Here is a 19,853-nt window from a genome sequence, read left to right on the forward strand (position 1 = left end):
CCGGAGATACAACGCTGAGACACGAGACGAAGCCACTACGGTGGTGAAGCCATTGATGCCCTGCTTCCAGGAAAAGCCTCTAAGCTTCAGATTACAAGTCATCGTACCCCAAACCGACACAGGTGGTCGGGTAGAGAATACCAAGGCGCTTGAGAGAACTCGGGTGAAGGAACTAGGCAAAATAGAACCGTAACTTCGGGAGAAGGTTCGCTCTTGACAGTGAAGTCCCTTGCGGATGGAGCAGTTGGGAGTCGCAGTGACCAGATGGCTGGGACTGTTTATCAAAAACACAGCACTCTGCAAACACGAAAGTGGACGTATAGGGTGTGACACCTGCCCGGTGCCGGAAGGTTAATTGATGGGGTTAGCGCAAGCGAAGCTCTTGATCGAAGCCCCGGTAAACGGCGGCCGTAACTATAACGGTCCTAAGGTAGCGAAATTCCTTGTCGGGTAAGTTCCGACCTGCACGAATGGTGTAACCATGGCCATGCTGTCTCCACCCGAGACTCAGTGAAATCGAATTCGCCGTGAAGATGCGGTGTACCCGCGGCTAGACGGAAAGACCCCGTGAACCTTTACTACAGCTTGGCACTGAACATTGAACCTACATGTGTAGGATAGGTGGGAGGCTTTGAAGGCGTGACGCTAGTTGCGCTGGAGCCGTCCTTGAAATACCACCCTTGTATGTTTGATGTTCTAACGCAGGGCCCTGAATCGGGCTCGCGGACAGTGCCTGGTGGGTAGTTTGACTGGGGCGGTCTCCTCCCAAAGAGTAACGGAGGAGCACGAAGGTTGGCTAATCCTGGTCGGACATCAGGAGGTTAGTGCAATGGCATAAGCCAGCTTAACTGCGAGACGGACAGGTCGAGCAGGTACGAAAGTAGGTCATAGTGATCCGGTGGTTCTGAATGGAAGGGCCATCGCTCAACGGATAAAAGGTACTCCGGGGATAACAGGCTGATACCGCCCAAGAGTTCATATCGACGGCGGTGTTTGGCACCTCGATGTCGGCTCATCACATCCTGGGGCTGAAGTCGGTCCCAAGGGTATGGCTGTTCGCCATTTAAAGTGGTACGCGAGCTGGGTTCAGAACGTCGTGAGACAGTTCGGTCCCTATCTGCCGTGGGCGTTGGATGATTGAAGGGAGTTGCTCCTAGTACGAGAGGACCGGAGTGAACGAACCTCTGGTGTTCGGGTTGTCACGCCAGTGGCACTGCCCGGTAGCTAAGTTCGGAATCGATAACCGCTGAAAGCATCTAAGCGGGAAGCGAGCCCTGAGATGAGTCATCCCTGACCCCTTGAGGGTCCTAAAGGGCCGTTGGAGACCACAACGTTGATAGGTGGGGTGTGTAAGCGCGGCGACGTGTTGAGCTAACCCATACTAATTACCCGTGAGGCTTAACCATACAACACCCAAGAAGTGTTCTGGGCCTTGTAGCAAGTGAACGAACTACTTATCTAATTCAGTGATAGTGACAAGGCAAACGCCTAAGTCGTTATTCACGTCAGCTTTCCAGATGAAGTTTTTTGCCTGGCGGCCATAGCGCCGTGGAACCACCTGATCCCATGCCGAACTCAGAAGTGAAACGCGGTAGCGCCGATGGTAGTGTGGCATTCGCCATGCGAGAGTAGGACACTGCCAGGCACCCAATTAGAAGAAGCCCGCTCAATCGAGCGGGCTTTTTTATTGGCTGATTTTTATCATTTTTACGCTATAAACCTCTGCCTTCTCGCTATTTCACCGATCTTGCTGACTCTGATCTACGCAGGGCAGCATCATATTCACTACTCCGTCCACCAGCTGGATGTCGATCTGAAAGCCCAGCCGCTTGGCCAGGTTGATCATGCCGCGATTGCTGGGCATGGTCATGCCGGAGAGCTGGCCGATACCGCGCTCCCTGGCGTAGCGCACAATCTTCTCCATCATGAGTTTGCCCAGCCCTATCCCTTTCAGATCTGAGCGGATCAGGATGGCAAATTCCGCATCGGATAGATCCGGATTGGAGATGGCTCTCACCACCCCCAAGATCTGCTGATTGAATGCCCCATCCTGCCCTATGGCGACGAAGGCCATCTCCCGGTCGTAATCTATCTGAGTCATGCGAGCCAGCTCCTCATGGCCCAACTCCCCCACGTCGGCGAAGAAACGCTTGTATCTGTCTTCATCAGAGACCCTGAGCACAAACTCTTTGTGGGCAGGCTCGTCTTCCGGGCGGATTGGGCGCAGCAGGACATGGCTCTGATCTTTGAGCCAGGCGCCCTCTTCCAATTCGGTGGGGTAGGGGCTAATCGCCAGCGGCAGCATCCGCTGCCCTGCTTCCATCAGCACCAGCCTGGCATCCAGGATCACCATCTCGTCCGCACAGGCCTGCAACGGGTGCAGATCCAGCTCCTGGATCTCGGGGAAGGCCAGCAGCAATTCTGACAGTTGGCACAGTACCTGGCCGAGCGCATCGATATCGAGCCGGGTCGGGGTGGCTTGTTCACGGATCTTGCCGTGCTTGAGGGCGCCGATGATCTGGTAGCGCGCCAGTGCCTGATTGAGGGGGGGCAGGGCTGCAACCATCTCGTGCGGCTCGGCGCCGGATTCACCGAGCAGGATCACGGGGCCGAAAACAGGGTCTTGTTGCAGGCGGATCCGCAGCTCCAGCCCTCCGCTGCGTTTTGCCATCCGCTGGACCAGCAAGCCCTCCACTCGGGCACCCGGATCGTGCTGACGCACCCGATCCAGAATGGCATCTGCCGCCTGCGCCACCTCGGCCGAGGTGCGCAGGTTCAACATGACGCCGTGTACCTCTGACTTATGGGCGATATCGGGCGAGCGCAGTTTCACCGCCACTGGATAACCAATCTGCTCTGCGGTCAGCGCCGCCTCGCTGGCATCCGAGACTATCCAGGTCGGCAGGGTGGAGAGCCCGGCGGCCTGCATGATGGGATGCACCAGATGGGTATCGAGCACCCGCTGCTTGCGATCCTGTGCCTGACGGAACAACTGCTGGCAGCGCTCGACATTGAGTCGCCCCCCTTGCAGGGAGGCAGGGGTTTCCATCAGCTGCTTCTGGTTGCGGCGGTATTCCACCATGTGCATGAAGGCGGTGACGGCGCTCTCCGGGGTGCGGTAGGTAGGGATCCCCGCCTCATTGAACAGGCGGCGACCGGCCTGGGCCGAGTATTCCCCGGCCCAGTTGGTCAGGATGTTGAAACGCCTGGCCCTGGGGTGCTGCTTGATGAAGTCGATCAGGTTGCTGGCAAGCCGCGCCCCCTGTGCGGTCAGAGACGGAGCATGGATCAGCAGTATGGCGTCGGCGCCGTCCCCCTGCAGCAATGCATCCAGCGCAATTCGGTAGGCCTCGATATCGGCATCGCTGCCGATATCTTGCGGCGGCATGGCCAGCTTGCCGCCGCGCTCCAGCAGCACGTCGGCGGCCATGTTGGCGAGGCCGCGGCCGTTGGAGAGGATGGCGAGCCGCTCCCCCTTGAGGGTCAAGGAGTGGCTGAGGGTCTCGACGGTAGCAAACAGCTCGTGGGTATCCCGTACCCGCAGCATGCCGGCCCGACGAATGGCCGCGTCATAGACGTTGTCGAGACCATTGGCCGGATCGTGGCGCCCGCTCTTGAGCACCAGGATCGGCTTGTTGCGCGAGGCGGCGCGAGCGGCCGAGAGGAAGTGGCGGGCGTCGTGCAGCTTGTCCATGTAGATCAGGATGGCGCGGGTGGTCCCGTCGCGGGAGAGTTGATCCAGCAGCTGGCCGAAGTCGATGTCGCAGTGATCCCCCAGCGAAATAAAGGCCGAGAAGCCGAGTTCACGCTGTTTTGCCCAGTCGAGAATGGTGGTGCTGACTGCCGCCGATTGTGACAGGAAGGCGACCTGTCCCGGGGTGGCGGCGATGGGGGAGAAGCTGGCATTGATGCCTTGTCCCGGCAGCAGCATGCCCATGCTGTTGGGGCCGAGCAGGCGGATGCCGTATTGCCGGCACAGCTGTTGCAGCCGCAGGCGATCCTCTGCCGGAAACTGGGCGGCCAGAATGATGGCGGCGCCTGTTCCCTTCTTGCCGAGTTCCTCGATGAGGGGCAACACCCGCTCGCGGCGGGTGCAGACAATGGCGAGGTCGGGGGCCAGCGGCAGGCTGGCGATATCGGGATAGGCGAGTACGCCGGCGATGGCCCGGCTATGAGGGCTGACCGGCAGTATGGGGCCCTTGAACTGGCCCGCGAGCAGATGCCTTATCACCACATGACCCGCCTTATGCGGGTCACTCGAGGCACCGATGACGGCGATCGATTGGGGTTTGAAGAGCCGGTCCAGGCCGCTTGGTTTCATGGGCACTCCTCATGGCGACCCTCAAGGCGAGGGAGACGGATGGTGCCAGTCTAATACGCTTTCAGTGCGGGTTCTGTGACCAATTGCGGATCACTGCCTGACCAGGGCATTGGCGCGCAGATAAAACCTCAGCTCGCCCCGGATGCGCCGCACCGTGGCCAGGTGGCGATCCTGCAGATAGATCTCCTGTTCCTGCTCGAGCTGGCAACGGCGAACCCCCAGGCTCTGCAGATATTCCTCAAACAGGATGGAACCCTTGATCTCGACAAGATGCTGGCTCACGGCGTACTCCTTTCTGGCTGATGGGCTTGTCGGGTCAGTGTCCCTTCTTTCCTTGGGTTTTTATACTGACACATTTGACACCCAAATCAGGCGGCCATCCAAGGTGCCTGCTTGCACACGATCCGACCCGGGTTGTGCCGTGGTGCTTCAGCGCAGCGCGCCCTGACCACGGGCGGTGTCCCAGAAGGCGCGGATCAACGGCTCTTCCAGTCGCTTCTTGAGCACGGCGATGCCGACATCGAAGGGCTTGAGGGCGGGTTTGGGATCGACGATGCGCACCTTGTCCCCCATGGGGCTGTGATCGATCACGGCGGCGGGCACCAGGCCGACGCCGAAGCCAAGCGCCACCATGGCGACTATGCCCTCATTACCAGCCACTTCGGCATAGAGGTTGGGGGCGATGCCCTTGTTGCGAAACCACTGATCGCAGCGTTTGCGGGCCAATCCCTGCTCGGAGAGGATGAGCGGTAACCGTTCCCAATCCGGTTCGCCGTTCACAAACCAGTGGGATGCTTGGGGAGGATGCCTGGGGGCGATAAACACCAGCGGCACCTGTTGCAGGCTGGCAAATTCCAGCTTGGCGGAGAGCGCATCGGGGCGCGCGGCGATGGCGAGATCGGCCTCATCGGCCAGGATCTTGTCCACCGCCAGCGCAGGGTCACCAGTCTCGAGCTTGATCTCGAGCTGGGGGTAGCGACGGCGAAAACGCTCGAGCACCTCGGGCAGCAGGAAGTAGCTGGCGGTGACCGAACAGAACACCCGCAGCCGCCCCTGCAGCGGCTCGTCACTGCGTCTGAGCTCCTGCTTGAGCCGGCGCCATTCCTGCAACAGGCTGCCGCCGAACTCCCGCAGCTTCTCGCCGGCTGGCGTGAGCCGCACGCTGCGGTTGTCCCGCTCGAACAGCACGCAGCCGGTTTCCTGTTCCAGCCGTTGGATGGCACGGCTCAGGGTGGAGGGGCTGACGGCCATGGCATCGGCGCTCTTGCCGAAGTGGAGGGAGTCGGCGAGGTGGAGAAACAGCTCGAGATTGCGAAGATCCATCTTTCAATTCCTGCGGCGAATATTGTGCCGGCTATCTAGGGACGTACCTCGCGCCATGCGACTGTTGTGGCGTCAGCGAGGTGGAAAAACAGCTCGGGATTGCGAAATTGAATGTTTCAATTACTGCAACGTACTATGCCAAATATATCAGTTCAGGCAATAAGTGTCCCGCGCTATAGTGGTTTCGACAACGCCGTCATCCGGCATGGAATCAATCGAACGGAGCAATCACCATGGCTAATTATTTCAACACCCTGAACCTGCGTCAGCAGCTGGCCCAGCTGGGCAAGTGTCGTTTCATGCAGCGCGAAGAGTTCGCGGACGGTTGTGCGGCGCTCAAGGGCAAGAAGGTGGTGATTGTGGGTTGTGGCGCCCAGGGCCTGAACCAGGGTCTGAACATGCGCGACTCCGGGCTGGACATCTCCTACGCCCTGCGCAAGGCCGCCATCACCGAGAAGCGTGCCTCCTGGCAGAAGGCCACCGACAACGGCTTCGTGGTCGGCACCTATGAGGACCTGATCCCGAGTGCCGATCTGGTGCTGAACCTGACCCCGGACAAGCAGCACTCCGACGTCGTCAAGACCGTGATGCCGCTGATGAAGCAGGGCGCGGCCCTTGGCTACTCCCACGGCTTCAACGTGGTCGAGGAAGGTCAGCAGATCCGCGGCGACATCACCGTCGTCATGGTGGCGCCCAAGTGCCCGGGTACCGAGGTACGTGAGGAGTACAAGCGCGGCTTCGGTGTGCCGACCCTGCTGGCGGTGCACCCGGAGAACGATCCCCAGGGTGAAGGCATGGCCATCGCCAAGGCCTGGGCCTCCGCTACCGGCGGCGATCGTGCCGGGGTGCTGGAATCCTCCTTCGTGGCGGAAGTGAAATCCGATCTGATGGGTGAGCAGACCATACTGTGCGGCATGCTGCAGGCCGGTTCCCTGCTGTGCTACGACAAGCTGGTCGCCGAAGGCACCGACCCGGCCTACGCCGGCAAGCTGATCCAGTTCGGCTGGGAGACCATCACCGAGGCCCTCAAGCAGGGTGGCATCAGCCTGATGATGGACCGCCTCTCCAACCCGGCCAAGCTGCGTGCCTTCGAGCTGTCCGAGCAACTGCGCACCCTGATGCGCCCGCTGTTCGAGAAGCACATGGATGACATCATCGCCGGTGAGTTCTCCCGCGGCATGATGGCCGACTGGGCCGAAGATGACGCCAAGCTGTTTGGCTGGCGCGAAGAGACCGGCAAGTCTGCCTTCGAGAATGCCCCGGCCTATGCCGGCAAGATCGCCGAGCAGGAGTATTTTGACAATGGCGTGGTCATGGTAGCCATGGTCAAGGCGGGGGTGGAGCTGGCGTTCGAGACCATGGTGGCCTCCGGCATCTATGAAGAGTCCGCCTACTACGAATCCCTGCATGAGCTGCCGCTCATCGCCAACACCGTCGCCCGCAAGCGTCTGTACGAGATGAACGTGGTGATCTCCGACACTGCCGAGTACGGTAACTACCTGTTCGCCAACGCCGCCGTGCCGCTGTTGCGCGACCATTTCATGCCGACCCTGAAGGCCGGTGATCTGGGCACCAGCCAGGCCGACAACCAGGCTGTCGACAACCAGGCGCTGCTGGCCGCCAACGAGGCGACCCGCAACCACCCGATCGAAGCGATCGGCCATACCCTGCGCGGCTACATGAAAGACATGAAGCGCATCGCCGTTGGCGGCTAAGCTTCATCGGGACGGGGATGACGATCCCCGCCTTCTGGTCAGCCTGGACACCTGGCCAGATATCCAGAGATGACGACGCCGGTTTCCGGCAATGAAAAGCCCCGCTCAATGAGCGGGGCTTTTGCATTCAGGCAAGCGCAGGAAGTCAGGCTTTCCAGGCTTTCCAGGTGTTGATCAGGCCGTTGGTGGAGCAGTCGTGGCTGGTGACAGCTGCGGCGGTGGTCAGCTCCGGCAGGATCTTGTTGGCCAGCTGTTTGCCCAGCTCAACGCCCCACTGATCGAAGCTGAAGATGTTCCAGATAGCGCCCTGCACGAAGATCTTGTGCTCGTACATGGCGATCAGGGAACCCAGCGTCTTCGGGGTCAGGCTCTTGAACAGGATGCTGTTGGTGGGACGATTGCCTTCGAACACCTTGAACGGCACCAGATCCTTGACCTGCTCCAGCGTCTTGCCGGCGGCCAGGAACTCGGCTTCGACCTGTTCTTTGCTCTTGCCGAATGCCAGGGCCTCGGTCTGGGCGAAGAAGTTCGCCAGCAGTTTCGGATGGTGGTCGCCGATGGGGTTGTGGCTGATGGCCGGTGCCAGGAAGTCGCAGGGGATCAGCTTGGTTCCCTGGTGGATCAGCTGGTAGAAGGCGTGCTGGCCGTTGGTGCCCGGCTCACCCCAGATGATGGGGCCGGTCTGGTAGTCAACCTTGTTGCCGTTGCGGTCGGTGAACTTGCCGTTGGACTCCATGTTGCCCTGCTGGAAGTAGGCGGGGAAACGGTGCATGTACTGATCGTACGGCAGAATAGCTTCGGACTCGGCACCGTGGAAGTTGTTGTACCACAAGCCGATCAGCGCCAGCAGCACCGGCACGTTCTGCCCATAGGCGGCAGTGGCGAAGTGCATGTCCATCTCGAAGGCGCCTTGCAGCAGGGCCTCGAAGTGCTCGAAACCGAGCGAGAGGGCGATGGGCAGGCCGATGGCTGACCAGGAGGAGTAACGGCCGCCGACCCAGTCCCAGAATTCGAACATGTTGTCGGTGTCGATGCCGAACTCGGCCACGGCCTTGCCGTTGGTGGAGAGCGCGGCGAAGTGCTTGGCGACGTGGGCCTTGTCACCGGCGATGTCGATGAACCAGTCGCGGGCGGTCAGGGCGTTGGTCATGGTCTCCTGGGTGGTGAAGGTTTTGGAGGCCACCAGGAACAGGGTGGTTTCCGCATCAATCTTTTTGAGCGTCTCGGCGATGTGGGTGCCATCGACGTTGGAGACGAAATGCATCTGCAGGTGGTTTTTGTAGGGACGCAGTGCCTCGGTGATCATCACCGGGCCCAGATCCGAGCCGCCGATGCCGATGTTGACCACGTGCTGGATCGCCTTGCCGGTATAGCCCTTCCACTCGCCAGAAATAATCTTCTCGCAGAAGCTCTTCATCTTGGCCAGCACGGCGTTCACTTCCGGCATCACGTCCTTGCCATCCACCTCGATGGGGCGATCGGAGCGGTTGCGCAGGGCGGTGTGCAGCACGGCACGGCCCTCGGTCTTGTTGATCTTGTCGCCGTTATACATGGCGTCGATGGCGCCGCGCAGGTCGGTCTCGTTGGCCAACCCGATCAGCAGCTTGAGGGTCTCCTCGGTGATCAGGTTCTTGGAGTAGTCGACCAGAATGTCGCCACCAAAGGTGAGGGAGAATTTGTCGAAGCGCTGCGGATCCTGTGCGAACAGATCCCGGAGTTGAGTCTCTTTATGAGCCGCGAAGTGGGTTGCCAGAGCCTGCCAGGCCTTGGTCTGGGTTGGATTGATGTTTTTCATAGGATTCCTGAGATTCCAAGTTGTGTTTGAACCTTGCAGGCAAGGCCCCGCCAAACCTTATTATTCGAACATTATACCGAGCCTGATGGGTGGCTCGTGTAACAGAGCTTTACCAATTGTCTGCCATCGACCGAGTTTACAACCAAAACGCTGCGATTATGAGTCAGCTCTGCCCATGAAATCTTGCGTTTGCGCATGCTTCGCCGGTCTCGGGCGGCTGAAAGGGATTTCAAGCCAGCTCGGGCACCGGGCCGCACCGGCATGACGAAAAGGGAAGATGCAGAAGGCCAGGGCCATGGGCCGCCGGGAGCGGCAGGCGCCATCGCCATCAAGCTGTGCGACCGCCGGATGACGGCTCCACAGAAATGACAATGCCAGCCCGAAGGCTGGCATTGTGGTCATCGACTCAGGCATCAGGCCTGGGGTTTTTGCATGTGCATGACCATCTGCGGGAAGGGGATCTCGACGCCTTCGGCATCGAAGGCCAGCTTTACCTTCTCGTGGAAGTCGAACCAGACACCCCAGTAATCGGCGGTCTTGACCCAGGGGCGCACCACTATGTTGACCGAGGAATCGGCCAGGGCGGCGACGGCGATGACGACCTCCGGATCTTTCAGGATGCGCGGCTCTTCGTTCACCAGCCGCTCCAGGATCTGCTTGGCCTTGCGCAGATCCGAGCCATAACCGATGCCGAAGGTCATGTCGACCCGGCGGGTATCCATGCGCGAGTAGTTGACTATGGTGCCGTTGAGGATGGCTGAGTTCGGCACCACCACCATCTTGTTGTCACCTGAGGTGAGGGTGGTGGTGAACAGTTGCACGGATTGCACCACGCCCGCTGTGCCCGCCACCTCGATGAATTCACCAGACTTGATGGGACGGAAGATGATCAGCAGGAAACCGGCGGCGAAGTTGGAGAGCGAGCCCTGCAGCGCCAGACCGATGGCGAGGCCGGCGGCACCTATGATGGCGACGAAGGAGGCGGTCTGTACCCCAACCCGACCCAGCGCGGCGATCACCACGAACACCAGTATGGTGTACTTGAGGATGCTGCCGACGAAGTGGGTCACCGTGGTGTCCAGCTTGCGGGTGTGCATCACCTTGACCACGCCGCCGCTGAGGAGGTTGGCGGCGATGTAGCCGACCAGCAGGGTGAGCAGGGCGGCCGCGATGTTGACCGCATACTCGATCAGCAGTCCCTGATTGTTGACCAGCCAGGTCTGCGCTTCTGTGATGATCTCGGGTTCCATAGGATGTCCTGTTGTTCCAAAGGTTTATGGCGCATGAATCTAACACCGAAACGCGACAGCTTGGGTCGCATCTGGTGCTTATTTTCTGCTATAGAAAGCTGCCACAAAAAACAGGGGAGGCCAAGGCCTCCCACTTTGCACACCCCAGTATGGGTCAGCTTCGCCGAACTTGGCTGCCCATGAACCGCCACTGATCCTCGGACCCTGAGTTGGGTTTGACGTGGCCGTTCCGCTCCGCTGACTCAGCTTTGCAACAGCTGGCTGCCCATGAACTGCCACCGATCCTCGGACCCTGAGCTGGGTTTGACGTGGCCGTTCCGCTTAGCCGGCCCAGCTTTGCAACAGCTGGCTGCCCATGAACTGCCACTGATCCTCGCACCCTGTGTTGGGTTTGACGTGGCCGTTCCGCTCCGCTGACTCAGCTTTGCAACAGCTGGCTGCGCATGAACTGCCACTGATCCTCGAACCCGGCGGTGGGTTTGAGCTTGAATTCGGAGCGGACGAACTGGCTGATCCGGCCCTCGGCATAGGCCAGCAACAGGTTGGCCAGCATGGTCTCATCGAGCTGGAAGCCCTGACCTTCCCGCAACCGCTTCTCTCTCAGCGCCTGCTTGAGCTGGGTCTCCAGCTTGTCGAACAGGGTGCTGATGCGATCTCGCAGCCGATCGTGTTCCCCCAGCAGGGCATCGCCGTTGAGGATGCGGGTGATGCCGGGATTGCGCTCGGCGAACACCAGCAGCAGCTGCAGTATGTGGTGGCAACGGGCCATGGTGTCCTTCTCTTCGGCCATGATCAGGTTGACCCGTGACAGCAGGGAATCCTCGATAAAGTCGATCAGCCCCTCAAACATCCGCGCCTTGCTGGGAAAATGTCGATAGAGGGCCGCCTCGGAGACGCCCACCTCGGCTGCGAGACGAGCCGTGGTGATACGCTGGCCCGGACTGGTTTCCAGCATGTGGGCGAGTGCCTGCAGGATCTGATCGCGCCGACTCTGTTTCTGATTACTGCTTGCCATGGATTCCCCTAAAAAAACAATGGCTTGATTCTGTTATTAGTCACCGGCCCAAGGAGCCGGTGTGGTCTTGTTATTGGCGACCAGAAGAACCAAACCCGCCTTCACCCCGTTCACTCTGATTGAATTCGTCGACCAACTGGAAGCTGGCCTGCACCACCGGCATGATCACCAGCTGGGCGATGCGCTCGCCGGGCTGCATGGTGAAGCTGTCGTTGCCACGGTTCCAGACCGAGACCATCAGCTGGCCCTGGTAGTCGGAATCGATGAGACCGACCAGGTTGCCCAGCACGATGCCGTGCTTATGGCCGAGGCCGGAGCGCGGCAGTATGGTGGCGCACAGGCCCGGATCCTGGATGTGGATGGCCAGGCCGGTCGGTACCAGTTGGGTGTCACCCGGTGCCAATATCAGCGGCGCATCCAGCAGGGCGCGCAAATCCATGCCGGCGGAGCCCGGGGTGGCGTAGGCCGGCAGCGGGTAATCGGTGCCGATGCGGGCGTCCAGGATTTTCAGTTCAATTTGTGTCGTTGTCATGAATCGTTTTTCAATGGGATCGCCCGGAAGCGATCGGGTGGCTCTGCGGGCTCATGGCCGGGCGCCTGGCATGTTCGATGCCTTGGGCGTCGTCACGAAACGTCCGTCAGTTGGGAGCGCGCAGGGCAAGCTGGGTGCCCGGCGCCGCTTGCTCAGGGTCGATAGTGGCGTGCAATCAGGGTGATGAGGTGACGAGCCAGCGTCAGCTTATCGGCCAGTGGCAGTGGGGCTTGACCCCCGTGCCAGAAGACGGTCAGGGCGTTGTCATCGGCATTGAAGCCCTGGCCCGCGCGGGACACGTCATTGGCGGCGATCATGTCCAGCCGCTTGCGCCCCAGTTTATCGAGGGCGTATTGTTCCACATCCGTGGTTTCGGCAGCAAATCCGACGGTGAAGGGCTTGTCTGGCAGCGCCCCCACGGCGGCGATGATGTCCGGATTTTTGACCAGGGTCAGCACCATCTGATCGTTGCTACCTGTCTTCTTGATCTTCTGGCTGGCGACCTGATCGGGCCTATAGTCCGCCACGGCGGCGCAGCCGATGAAGAGGTCACAGTCGCCGACCCGGCTCATCACCGCCTGGTGCATCTGCTCGGCGCTTTCCACATCGACACGCGCTACCCCGCTGGGCGTCGCCAGGGCCACGGGGCCGCTGACCAGCGTCACCTCGGCGCCCGCCTCACGGGCGGCGCGGGCGATGGCATAGCCCATCTTGCCGGAGCTGTGGTTGCTGATGTAACGCACCGGATCCAGCGCCTCGCGGGTCGGCCCGGCGGTGAGCAGCAGTCTGACGCCCGCCAGCAGCGGTTCGGCGGCGAGCTGCTGACAGCTGCGTTCGACCAGCTCGAGGGGATCCAGCATCCGGCCGGGGCCCACATCGCCGCAGGCCTGGCTGCCGGAGTCCGGCCCCCACAGCAGGATGCCGCGGCTGGCCAGGGTCGCAAGGTTGGCCTGGGTGGCGGCGTTGCGATACATCTGCTGGTTCATGGCGGGTGCCAGGGCGATGTGTGCCGGGGTTGCCAGGCAGAGGGTGGTCAGCAGCTCGTCGGCCATGCCGGCGGCCAGGCGCGCCATCAGGTTGGCGCTGGCGGGGGCGATCAGCACCAGATCGGCCCACTTGGCCAGCTCGATGTGGCCCATGCCGGCTTCGGCGGCGGGATCCAGCAGGCTGTCGGCGACCGGGTGGCCGGATACTGCCTGCAGGGTCAGCGGGGTGATGAACTCCTTGGCGGAGCGGGTCATCACGACACGCACCTCGGCCCCCTGATCTTTCAGGCGGCGTACCAGCTCGGCACTCTTGTAGGCGGCGATCCCGCCACTGACACCCAACAGGATGCGCTTATCGGCCAATCTCATCTGCTGTCTCTCTTCCGACTCACTCTGACTGGGCGGCTAAGATACCACAGGCTGTGGATGACGACAGAGGCTGACATGGGGGAGTTGTGCTCGAGCTCCCGCGTTTTTTGCTATGTTTTCTCTCAATAGCCCGATGGGAGAGACAAATGAGCATCAAGGAGTGGCCGGAGGATGAACGTCCACGGGAGAAGCTGCTGCGCCATGGCGCCGAGGTGCTGTCCGATGCCGAATTGCTGGCAATTTTTCTGCGTACCGGGGTCAACGGGTTGAGTGCGGTGGATCTCTCCCGCCAGTTGTTGTTGCAATTTGGCTCGCTGCGGGCGCTGCTCGGGGCCGAGCAGCAGGCGTTTTGTGGTGCTCATGGCCTGGGGCCCGCCAAGTTTGCCCAGTTGCAGGCGGTGCTGGAGATGGGCAAGCGCCATCTGGCCGAACAGTTGCAACGGGGCGATGCGCTCACCTCGCCCCAGTTGACTCGGGATTATCTGCAGGCCCAGCTACGGGACAGACCGCGGGAGGTGTTCGCCCTGCTGCTGCTCGATAATCAGCATAGGGTCATTCAATTCGTTGAACTTTTCTACGGCACGCTCGATGCGGCGAGCGTCTGGCCCAGGGAAATCGTGCAGATCGCGCTCAAACATAATGCAGCCGCCGTGATTCTGGCGCATAATCACCCGTCCGGCGTGGCCGAGCCCAGTCGGGCCGACCGCCAGATCACGGATCGGATCCTGGCCGCCCTGGCCTTGGTCGATATCAGAGTGCTGGATCACTTGGTGATCGGTGACGGCATCACGGTTTCTTTTGCTGAGCGTGGTTGGCTATGAACTGGGCTCTGGCACTGTATTAGTTGATCTTTGATCACGGATGCTGTATAAAATGCCGCCTTCTGTTTGCCCCGCAATCGAAGGCCAGCGGGGCAGATATTTGCTCGAGCAATGAAGTAAGATTTGGAGAGACTGACATGTCTAGAGTATGCCAAGTAACCGGCAAGCGCCCGGCAGTTGGTAACAACCGTTCGCACGCTAACAACGCTACCAAGCGTCGTTTCCTGCCGAACCTGCACACTCACCGTTTTTGGGTTGAGAGTGAAAAACGCTTCGTGAGCCTGCGCGTATCCGCAAAAGGCATGCGTATCATCGACAAGCGCGGCGTTGAAGTGGTTCTGGCTGAACTGCGTGCCAGCGGCGTTAAGGTATAAGGAATTAGATCATGGCTAAAGGTATTCGCGATAAGATTCGCCTGAACTCCAGCGCCGGTACTGGTCACTTCTATACCACTACCAAGAACAAGCGCACCATGCCCGAAAAAATGGAGATCAAGAAATTTGATCCCGTGATTCGTCAGCATGTGATCTACAAAGAAGGCAAAATCAAGTAATTACTTGGTTTCGCTGCAAAAACCCGGCCTAGTGCCGGGTTTTTTTATGGCTGAAATTCAGTACACTGCCAGTTCGAAGGGAGAGTTGTGATGTTCAAACTGAGCCGCAAGGGCTGGAACAATCTGATCATCGTCGCCGTGCTGATCGTGATTACCCTGCTGCACCGGCTGGAGCAGGCTCGGCAGGAAAGCGACGCCGTGCGACCGCGCCCGCTGCTGCCGGAGTCTGCCGTGGTGCTGACCTGGCAGGGGCCGAGCTGGCAGATCGAGCGCATCGGCCAGGGCTGGCGCAGTGGCCCGGATCTGGGGCTGGATAGCGCCCGGCTCGGCACTCATATCGAGACCTGGCAGGGTTGGTTGTTACCGCCCGCCGAGGCCCTGCGCGGCACCCCGGCCACCCTCAGGGTATGGGTCGCCGGCCAGAGCGACCCGATCGAACTGGGGCTCTACCAGGACGGCGGCAAGTTTGCCGTCCTGCTGCCGCCCTCGACCTGGCTAGAATTGAGCCCCGAGCAGTACCGCAGCCTGCTGCGTCCGACGCCCTGACCACCCCCAGTACGAGGTTGCTATGCCTGAATTACCGGAAGTCGAAGTCAGCCGCCAGGGTATCTCCCCCTGGCTCACCGGCATCAAGGTCACCCGGGTGGTGGTGCGTGACGGTCGCCTGCGCTGGCCGGTGCCTGGCGAGATCCAGGAGCTGGTGGACCTCACTATTCACAGGGTCAGTCGCCGCGCCAAGTACCTGCTGCTGGAGACCGACTTTGGCACCGCCATCCTCCACCTGGGCATGTCCGGCAGCCTGCGGGTGCTGGACATCGGCACCCCGGCCGAGAAGCACGATCACGTGGACATCGAGCTCGCCAACGGCAAGCTGCTGCGGCTCAACGATCCGCGCCGCTTCGGCGCCCTGCTGTGGACCCGTGAACCGGCCGAGGCCCATGCACTGCTGGCCAAGCTTGGCCCCGAGCCGCTCACCGACGCCTTCAGCGCCAGCTACCTGCAAGGGCGCGCCAAGGGGCGCAGCACCCCGATCAAGACCTTCCTGATGGACAACCATGTGGTGGTCGGGGTGGGCAACATCTACGCCAACGAGGCGCTCTATGCCGCCGGCATTCACCCCAAGCGGGCGGCGGGCAACATCAGCGCCGAGCGGTTGGGGACCCTGGTGGCCGAGATCAAACGGGTGTTGACCGAGGCCATTCGCCAGGGTGGCACCACCCTCAAGGACTTCACTAGCGCCGACGGCAAGCCGGGCTATTTCGTGCAGCAACTGCAGGTCTATGGTCGTGGCGGCCAGCCCTGTTTCCACTGCCACACCCTGCTCAGCGAGGTGCGGCTCGGGCAGCGCACCACGGTGTTCTGCTCCCACTGCCAGCGCTGATGGCTACCATTTGGGGGGAAAGGAGCTGAAGTTGTAACCGGGTATTGCCAGTCGGTTGAAGCCCCGCCCGTCCATTACTACTATCTCGCTCACGCACGCAGCGAGATAATAAAATGACAGCAAAATCAATAGACTGGGATCATTTGTCCCGGCAGGGGCACTATTGTGCCCAAAAAATGGCGCGCTACCTCTATCCCGAGGGCAGCAGCCGCAAGACCTTCAACCGCGGCAAGTTCGTGCTGCGCAGCCTGCTCTATCGGCCGCAGCTGAGCCGGGTGTTCGAGCTGTTTCAGGCCGGGCCGCTCAAGGCCCTGCCTGCCCACTATCCCGAGCTGCTCGACAAGCCGATGCGGCCCTATCGCTTCGCCTGTTCCACCGTGAACCAGCGCACCGAGATGGTGGAGGCGCACTACCGCCTGCTGCTGGCCCGTTACCCGGCCCTCATCGAGCCGCTCTATCTGGGGCAGGGCATAGAGCTGGGCCGTTATCCCCAGAGCGACTGCCGCATCCTGCTGCGCCACGACGGTACCTTCCGGCGAGAAGCCGAGCTGGCCCTCTCCATCGTCAACGAGCGGGGAGAGCGGCTCTACAGCTGTGCCTTCTCATTGGCGGGCAGCGAGACTGAGCTGGCGCTGGTGATCGGTTCGGTGCAGGGCCCCGAACCTTGTGTCGTGCAGCCTCAGGATCTGGTGCGGGCGCTGACCAAGGCCGGGCACGGGCTGAGGCCCAAGTCGCTGGTGGTGATGCTGGTGCTGGCGCTGGCCGAGGCGATGGGGGCCCGCCGTGTCTCGGCGGTGCGGATGAGGGCGCATATCTTCCAGGCCAGGCGTTACAGCCAGAAGAAGAAAGCCTGTCTGCAGGCGGATTATGACGAACTGTGGCAGGAGTTTGGCGCCGTCCCGCTGGATGCGAACTTCGTGCGACTGCAGCCGGCAGTGCGCAAGCCGCTGGAGGAGATCGCCTCCAAGAAGCGCGCCATGTACCGGCGCCGCTACGAGTGGCTCGACGAGCTGACCCTGGCGTGCCAACAGGCGCTGAGTCCTGCGTAACGGTTGCTGGCCGTCGGTGACATGAAAACAGAAGGGTCGCCTGCGGGCGACCCTTCTCGTTACTTGCCCTGCTTGGCGGCGATCGCCCGGGCGACGATGGGATCGACAAACTGGTGGATGTCACCACCGTGCAGGGCGACCTCCTTCACCAGGGTCGAGGAGATGAAGGAGTTCTCCTCCGCCGGGGTGAGAAACACGCTCTCCAGTTCCGGCATCAGCCGGCGGTTCATGTTGGCGAGCTGGAACTCGTACTCGAAGTCGGAGACGGCGCGCAGGCCGCGGATCAACACGTTGGCCTGCTGCTCCTTGGCAAAACTCACCAGCAGACCGGAGAAGCCGACCACCTTGACGTTGGGCAGATGGGCGGTCACTTGCTGGGCAAGCAGGACACGTTCTGCCAGATCGAACAGCGGCCGCTTGCTCGGGCTGTTGGCCACCCCGACCACCACCTCGTCAAACAGCCTGGCGGCCCGGCCAATCAGGTCGGTATGGCCGTTGGTGATGGGGTCGAAGGTGCCTGGGTAAATTACCTTGTTGGTCATGCTGCTGATTCCTGCAACCGGGAAATTTTGGTCGCATTATAAGGTCGTCGCTTGAGAATAGCAGTGCATCAGGCAAGAATACCGGCACCGCGCATCAAGCCTTCCTGCATTGGTGACAGGAAGCAAAGGGATTTCTTATGAAACGCATTCTGGTAGTTCGCAATGACAAGATTGGTGACTTCATGCTGGCCTGGCCGAGCTTTGCCATGCTCAAGGGCTCCATGGATTGTCATGTGACTGCCCTGGTGCCCGCCTACACGGCACCCCTGGCCCGTCTCTGCCCCTGGATCGACGATATCATCCTGGATCCGGGCTCACGGGCCGACAAGGAGCAGCAAAGGGCCTTGCAGGCCCGCATCAAGGGTGCCGCCTTCGATGCCGCCATCTGTCTGTTTTCCAACTCCCGCAACGCCATGCTGGTGTGGAAGGCGCACATCCCCTATCGGTTGGCGCCGGCTACCAAGCTGGCGCAGGTGCTCTACAACCAGCGCCTGATCCAGCGTCGCTCCCGCTCCCAGAAGCCGGAGTTCGAATACAACCTGGACCTGATCCGTCGGTTCCTCGCCGATCAGCAACTGAGTGCGGTGGAGCCCAGGGCGCCCTATCTCAGCTTCGATCCTGCGATCCTGCAGCAGGTGCGCGAGCAACTGGCCACCAGGCTCAAGCTGGACGCCAGCCGCCCCTGGCTGATGGTGCATGCCGGCAGCGGCGGCTCGGCCAACAACCTCTCGATCCCGCAGTACGCCCGCCTCATCATCAAGCTCAACCAGGCCTGCCCCGAGCTGCAGTGCCTGCTGACGGCGGGGCCGGGGGAAGAGAGCAAGGCCGAGCAGCTCGCAGCGGAATTGCTGGCTCACGGTGGCAACGGCTGGATCTATCGCTCCGACGAGGGGCTGCCGAAGTTCTGCCAGGTGATGGCCAACGCCGCCCTGTTCGTGGCGGGCAGCACCGGACCGCTGCACATAGCGGCGGCGCTGGACGTGCCGACCGTCGGTTTCTTCCCGGCCCACCGCTCCGCCACCCCGTTGCGCTGGCGTCCGCTCAACAGCGAGGGACGCCACCTGGCGTTCAGTCCGCCGGAAGACAGCGATCACCCGGAGGACATGAGCCAGCTCGATCCCAAGACCATGGCGGCGGCGATCGCCCGCTGGGCGCCGCCGTTCTGGCAGGCGCAAGCCGAGCAATAAAAACAGGGCCCTCGCGGGCCCTGTTTCATTGTCCGACGCCGCTGATTGCGGCGGTGGCGATTATTTCGGCGCCTGGGGTTGCTGGCGGATCCAGAGGTCCGCGTACTTCACGAAGGTGGAGTGAGCGGAGAGGATGGCGAGCAGCAGCCCCTGCTTGCCATCGAGGAAGCCAGCCTTGAGCAGGTACATCTTCAGGAAGCAGCCGAGCGCGTGCACCAGTCCCTGGCCGAGGGAGCCCTTCTTGCCGCGGGCGGTGCGCTGATCGGCCCAGGCCCTGGCGTAACCGGCGGATTTCACCAGATAGTGCTCCAGATCCCGGTAGGTGAAGTGAAGCAGGTCGCCGTGCAGGTTGACGATCTGCATGTTGGCGCGCACCTCCACCTTCTCGTGCACCAGCACCTCGTTGTAACTGGTCAGCGTCTTGGGATAGAGCCGCAGCACCCGATCCGGATACCAGCCGCTGTGGCGGATGAAGCGGCCAAACACCCAGGAGAGGCGCGGGATCGAGTAGATGGTGTCGGGGGCCGGGTTGGCCATGACGGTGGCGATGGCCGCCTTCAGCTCGGGGGTGAGCCGCTCGTCCGCATCCAGCCACAACACCCAGTCGGATTGGACGTGGGATTGAGCGAGGCGGCGCTGGCGGCCAAAGCCGGGCCAATTGGTGTTGACGAAGAAGCGGGCGCCGAATTCGGCGGCAATGCTCGGAGTTTCGTCCTGGCTACCGGAGTCCAGGATGACGATCTCGTCCACCAGATCGCCCAAGGAGGCGAGGCAGGCGCGCAGGTTGTCGGCTTCATTCTTGACGATCAGGACGGCCGCCAGAGTCGGTTTTGTCACGGGTAAAGGGCTCTCGTTGGCGCCCGGCTGGCGGGCCACGGTCATATTGGCGCCCATTCTAGCCTAAAACGACGGTCGGGGCAGGGATCCCGGGAAAGATTCAAAGGGGAAGGTGGGCATCCTGTCGGTCAGGGCGCGGGGATCTTCCGCCATCGGTCCGATCGTGCGCGGCGCTTG

General features: G+C 61.4%; 18 protein-coding genes and 2 rRNA genes (1 of these 20 running past the window's edge). 10 read left to right on the forward strand and 10 right to left on the reverse strand.

All coding sequences use genetic code 11. The annotated features are described in order from the left end of the window. Both ACZ9IL_RS18380 and rrf read left to right on the forward strand, forming a co-directional pair. Nucleotides 1-1,406 (forward strand): 23S ribosomal RNA (locus tag ACZ9IL_RS18380) (it extends 1,484 nt beyond the left edge of the window). 124 nt (nucleotides 1,407-1,530) lie between these two features. Next, nucleotides 1,531-1,645: ribosomal RNA gene (rrf, locus tag ACZ9IL_RS18385) — 5S ribosomal RNA — on the forward strand. A gap of 93 nt (nucleotides 1,646-1,738) precedes the next feature. On the opposite strand, the gene ACZ9IL_RS18390 is transcribed toward rrf, so the two are convergent. The 3 genes from ACZ9IL_RS18390 to ilvY all read right to left on the reverse strand — a co-directional run bounded on the left by ACZ9IL_RS18390 (nucleotide 1,739) and on the right by ilvY (nucleotide 5,644). Further along, on the reverse strand, nucleotides 1,739-4,321 hold the full coding sequence (locus ACZ9IL_RS18390) for a bifunctional acetate--CoA ligase family protein/GNAT family N-acetyltransferase (protein WP_476004763.1): 2,583 nt from the start codon (nucleotides 4,319-4,321) through the stop codon (nucleotides 1,739-1,741). Between the two features lie 90 nt (nucleotides 4,322-4,411). Next, nucleotides 4,412-4,603, reverse strand: coding sequence for a hypothetical protein (locus tag ACZ9IL_RS18395; protein ID WP_476004764.1), 192 nt, complete (start codon nucleotides 4,601-4,603; stop codon nucleotides 4,412-4,414). A gap of 147 nt (nucleotides 4,604-4,750) precedes the next feature. After that, nucleotides 4,751-5,644 (reverse strand): HTH-type transcriptional activator IlvY, encoded by an 894-nt coding sequence (gene ilvY, locus ACZ9IL_RS18400; protein WP_476004765.1) that lies wholly within the window; start codon nucleotides 5,642-5,644, stop codon nucleotides 4,751-4,753. Between the two features lie 233 nt (nucleotides 5,645-5,877). Between ilvY and ilvC the strand changes: the two genes are divergently transcribed. Continuing rightward, the gene (gene ilvC, locus ACZ9IL_RS18405; RefSeq protein WP_476004766.1) at nucleotides 5,878-7,359 is read left to right on the forward strand and encodes a ketol-acid reductoisomerase; all 1,482 of its coding nucleotides are present in this window, start codon (nucleotides 5,878-5,880) and stop codon (nucleotides 7,357-7,359) included. A gap of 145 nt (nucleotides 7,360-7,504) precedes the next feature. Here the strand turns inward: ilvC and pgi are convergent, their stop codons facing one another. The 5 genes from pgi to coaBC all read right to left on the reverse strand — a co-directional run bounded on the left by pgi (nucleotide 7,505) and on the right by coaBC (nucleotide 13,306). Next, nucleotides 7,505-9,154: a glucose-6-phosphate isomerase gene (pgi, locus tag ACZ9IL_RS18410; protein WP_476004767.1), complete on the reverse strand. Its 1,650-nt coding sequence runs from the start codon at nucleotides 9,152-9,154 to the stop codon at nucleotides 7,505-7,507. Between the two features lie 413 nt (nucleotides 9,155-9,567). Further along, nucleotides 9,568-10,404 (reverse strand): mechanosensitive ion channel domain-containing protein, encoded by an 837-nt coding sequence (locus ACZ9IL_RS18415; RefSeq protein WP_476004768.1) that lies wholly within the window; start codon nucleotides 10,402-10,404, stop codon nucleotides 9,568-9,570. Between the two features lie 418 nt (nucleotides 10,405-10,822). After that, a complete protein-coding gene (gene slmA, locus ACZ9IL_RS18420; protein WP_476004769.1) occupies nucleotides 10,823-11,419 on the reverse strand; it encodes a nucleoid occlusion factor SlmA in 597 nt (198 codons plus the stop codon). A 70-nt stretch (nucleotides 11,420-11,489) separates the two neighbouring features. Further along, nucleotides 11,490-11,951, reverse strand: a complete 462-nt coding sequence (dut, locus tag ACZ9IL_RS18425) for a dUTP diphosphatase (protein WP_476004770.1) — start codon at nucleotides 11,949-11,951, stop codon at nucleotides 11,490-11,492. Between the two features lie 152 nt (nucleotides 11,952-12,103). Beyond that, nucleotides 12,104-13,306: a bifunctional phosphopantothenoylcysteine decarboxylase/phosphopantothenate--cysteine ligase CoaBC gene (gene coaBC / locus ACZ9IL_RS18430; protein WP_476004771.1), complete on the reverse strand. Its 1,203-nt coding sequence runs from the start codon at nucleotides 13,304-13,306 to the stop codon at nucleotides 12,104-12,106. A 146-nt stretch (nucleotides 13,307-13,452) separates the two neighbouring features. On the opposite strand from coaBC, the gene radC reads away from it, so the two are divergent. The 6 genes from radC (at nucleotide 13,453) to ACZ9IL_RS18460 (ending at nucleotide 17,110) form a co-directional block, all read left to right on the forward strand. Beyond that, nucleotides 13,453-14,127 carry a RadC family protein gene (gene radC, locus ACZ9IL_RS18435; protein ID WP_476004772.1) on the forward strand — a complete coding sequence of 225 codons (675 nt, stop codon included), beginning with the start codon at nucleotides 13,453-13,455 and terminating at the stop codon, nucleotides 14,125-14,127. A 137-nt stretch (nucleotides 14,128-14,264) separates the two neighbouring features. Continuing rightward, nucleotides 14,265-14,501: a 50S ribosomal protein L28 gene (rpmB, locus tag ACZ9IL_RS18440; protein ID WP_005307492.1), complete on the forward strand. Its 237-nt coding sequence runs from the start codon at nucleotides 14,265-14,267 to the stop codon at nucleotides 14,499-14,501. An 11-nt stretch (nucleotides 14,502-14,512) separates the two neighbouring features. Beyond that, nucleotides 14,513-14,680, forward strand: coding sequence for a 50S ribosomal protein L33 (gene rpmG / locus ACZ9IL_RS18445; RefSeq protein ID WP_005323752.1), 168 nt, complete (start codon nucleotides 14,513-14,515; stop codon nucleotides 14,678-14,680). 90 nt (nucleotides 14,681-14,770) lie between these two features. After that, the gene (locus ACZ9IL_RS18450) at nucleotides 14,771-15,226 is read left to right on the forward strand and encodes a hypothetical protein (protein WP_476004773.1); all 456 of its coding nucleotides are present in this window, start codon (nucleotides 14,771-14,773) and stop codon (nucleotides 15,224-15,226) included. A 22-nt stretch (nucleotides 15,227-15,248) separates the two neighbouring features. Then, nucleotides 15,249-16,061: a bifunctional DNA-formamidopyrimidine glycosylase/DNA-(apurinic or apyrimidinic site) lyase gene (mutM, locus tag ACZ9IL_RS18455; RefSeq protein WP_476004774.1), complete on the forward strand. Its 813-nt coding sequence runs from the start codon at nucleotides 15,249-15,251 to the stop codon at nucleotides 16,059-16,061. 176 nt (nucleotides 16,062-16,237) lie between these two features. Then, nucleotides 16,238-17,110 (forward strand): VirK/YbjX family protein, encoded by an 873-nt coding sequence (locus tag ACZ9IL_RS18460; RefSeq protein WP_476004775.1) that lies wholly within the window; start codon nucleotides 16,238-16,240, stop codon nucleotides 17,108-17,110. A gap of 59 nt (nucleotides 17,111-17,169) precedes the next feature. On the opposite strand, the gene coaD is transcribed toward ACZ9IL_RS18460, so the two are convergent. Continuing rightward, nucleotides 17,170-17,652: a pantetheine-phosphate adenylyltransferase gene (gene coaD, locus ACZ9IL_RS18465; RefSeq protein ID WP_476004776.1), complete on the reverse strand. Its 483-nt coding sequence runs from the start codon at nucleotides 17,650-17,652 to the stop codon at nucleotides 17,170-17,172. Between the two features lie 137 nt (nucleotides 17,653-17,789). On the opposite strand from coaD, the gene ACZ9IL_RS18470 reads away from it, so the two are divergent. Beyond that, complete coding sequence (locus tag ACZ9IL_RS18470) at nucleotides 17,790-18,839, forward strand: glycosyltransferase family 9 protein (protein ID WP_476004777.1); 1,050 nt, start codon at nucleotides 17,790-17,792, stop codon at nucleotides 18,837-18,839. A 60-nt stretch (nucleotides 18,840-18,899) separates the two neighbouring features. Here the strand turns inward: ACZ9IL_RS18470 and ACZ9IL_RS18475 are convergent, their stop codons facing one another. Then, nucleotides 18,900-19,676 (reverse strand): glycosyltransferase family 2 protein, encoded by a 777-nt coding sequence (locus tag ACZ9IL_RS18475; protein ID WP_476004778.1) that lies wholly within the window; start codon nucleotides 19,674-19,676, stop codon nucleotides 18,900-18,902. Between the last annotated feature and the right edge of the window lie 177 nt (nucleotides 19,677-19,853).

The sequence above is a fragment of the Aeromonas sp. TECH754 genome, assembly GCF_056279295.1.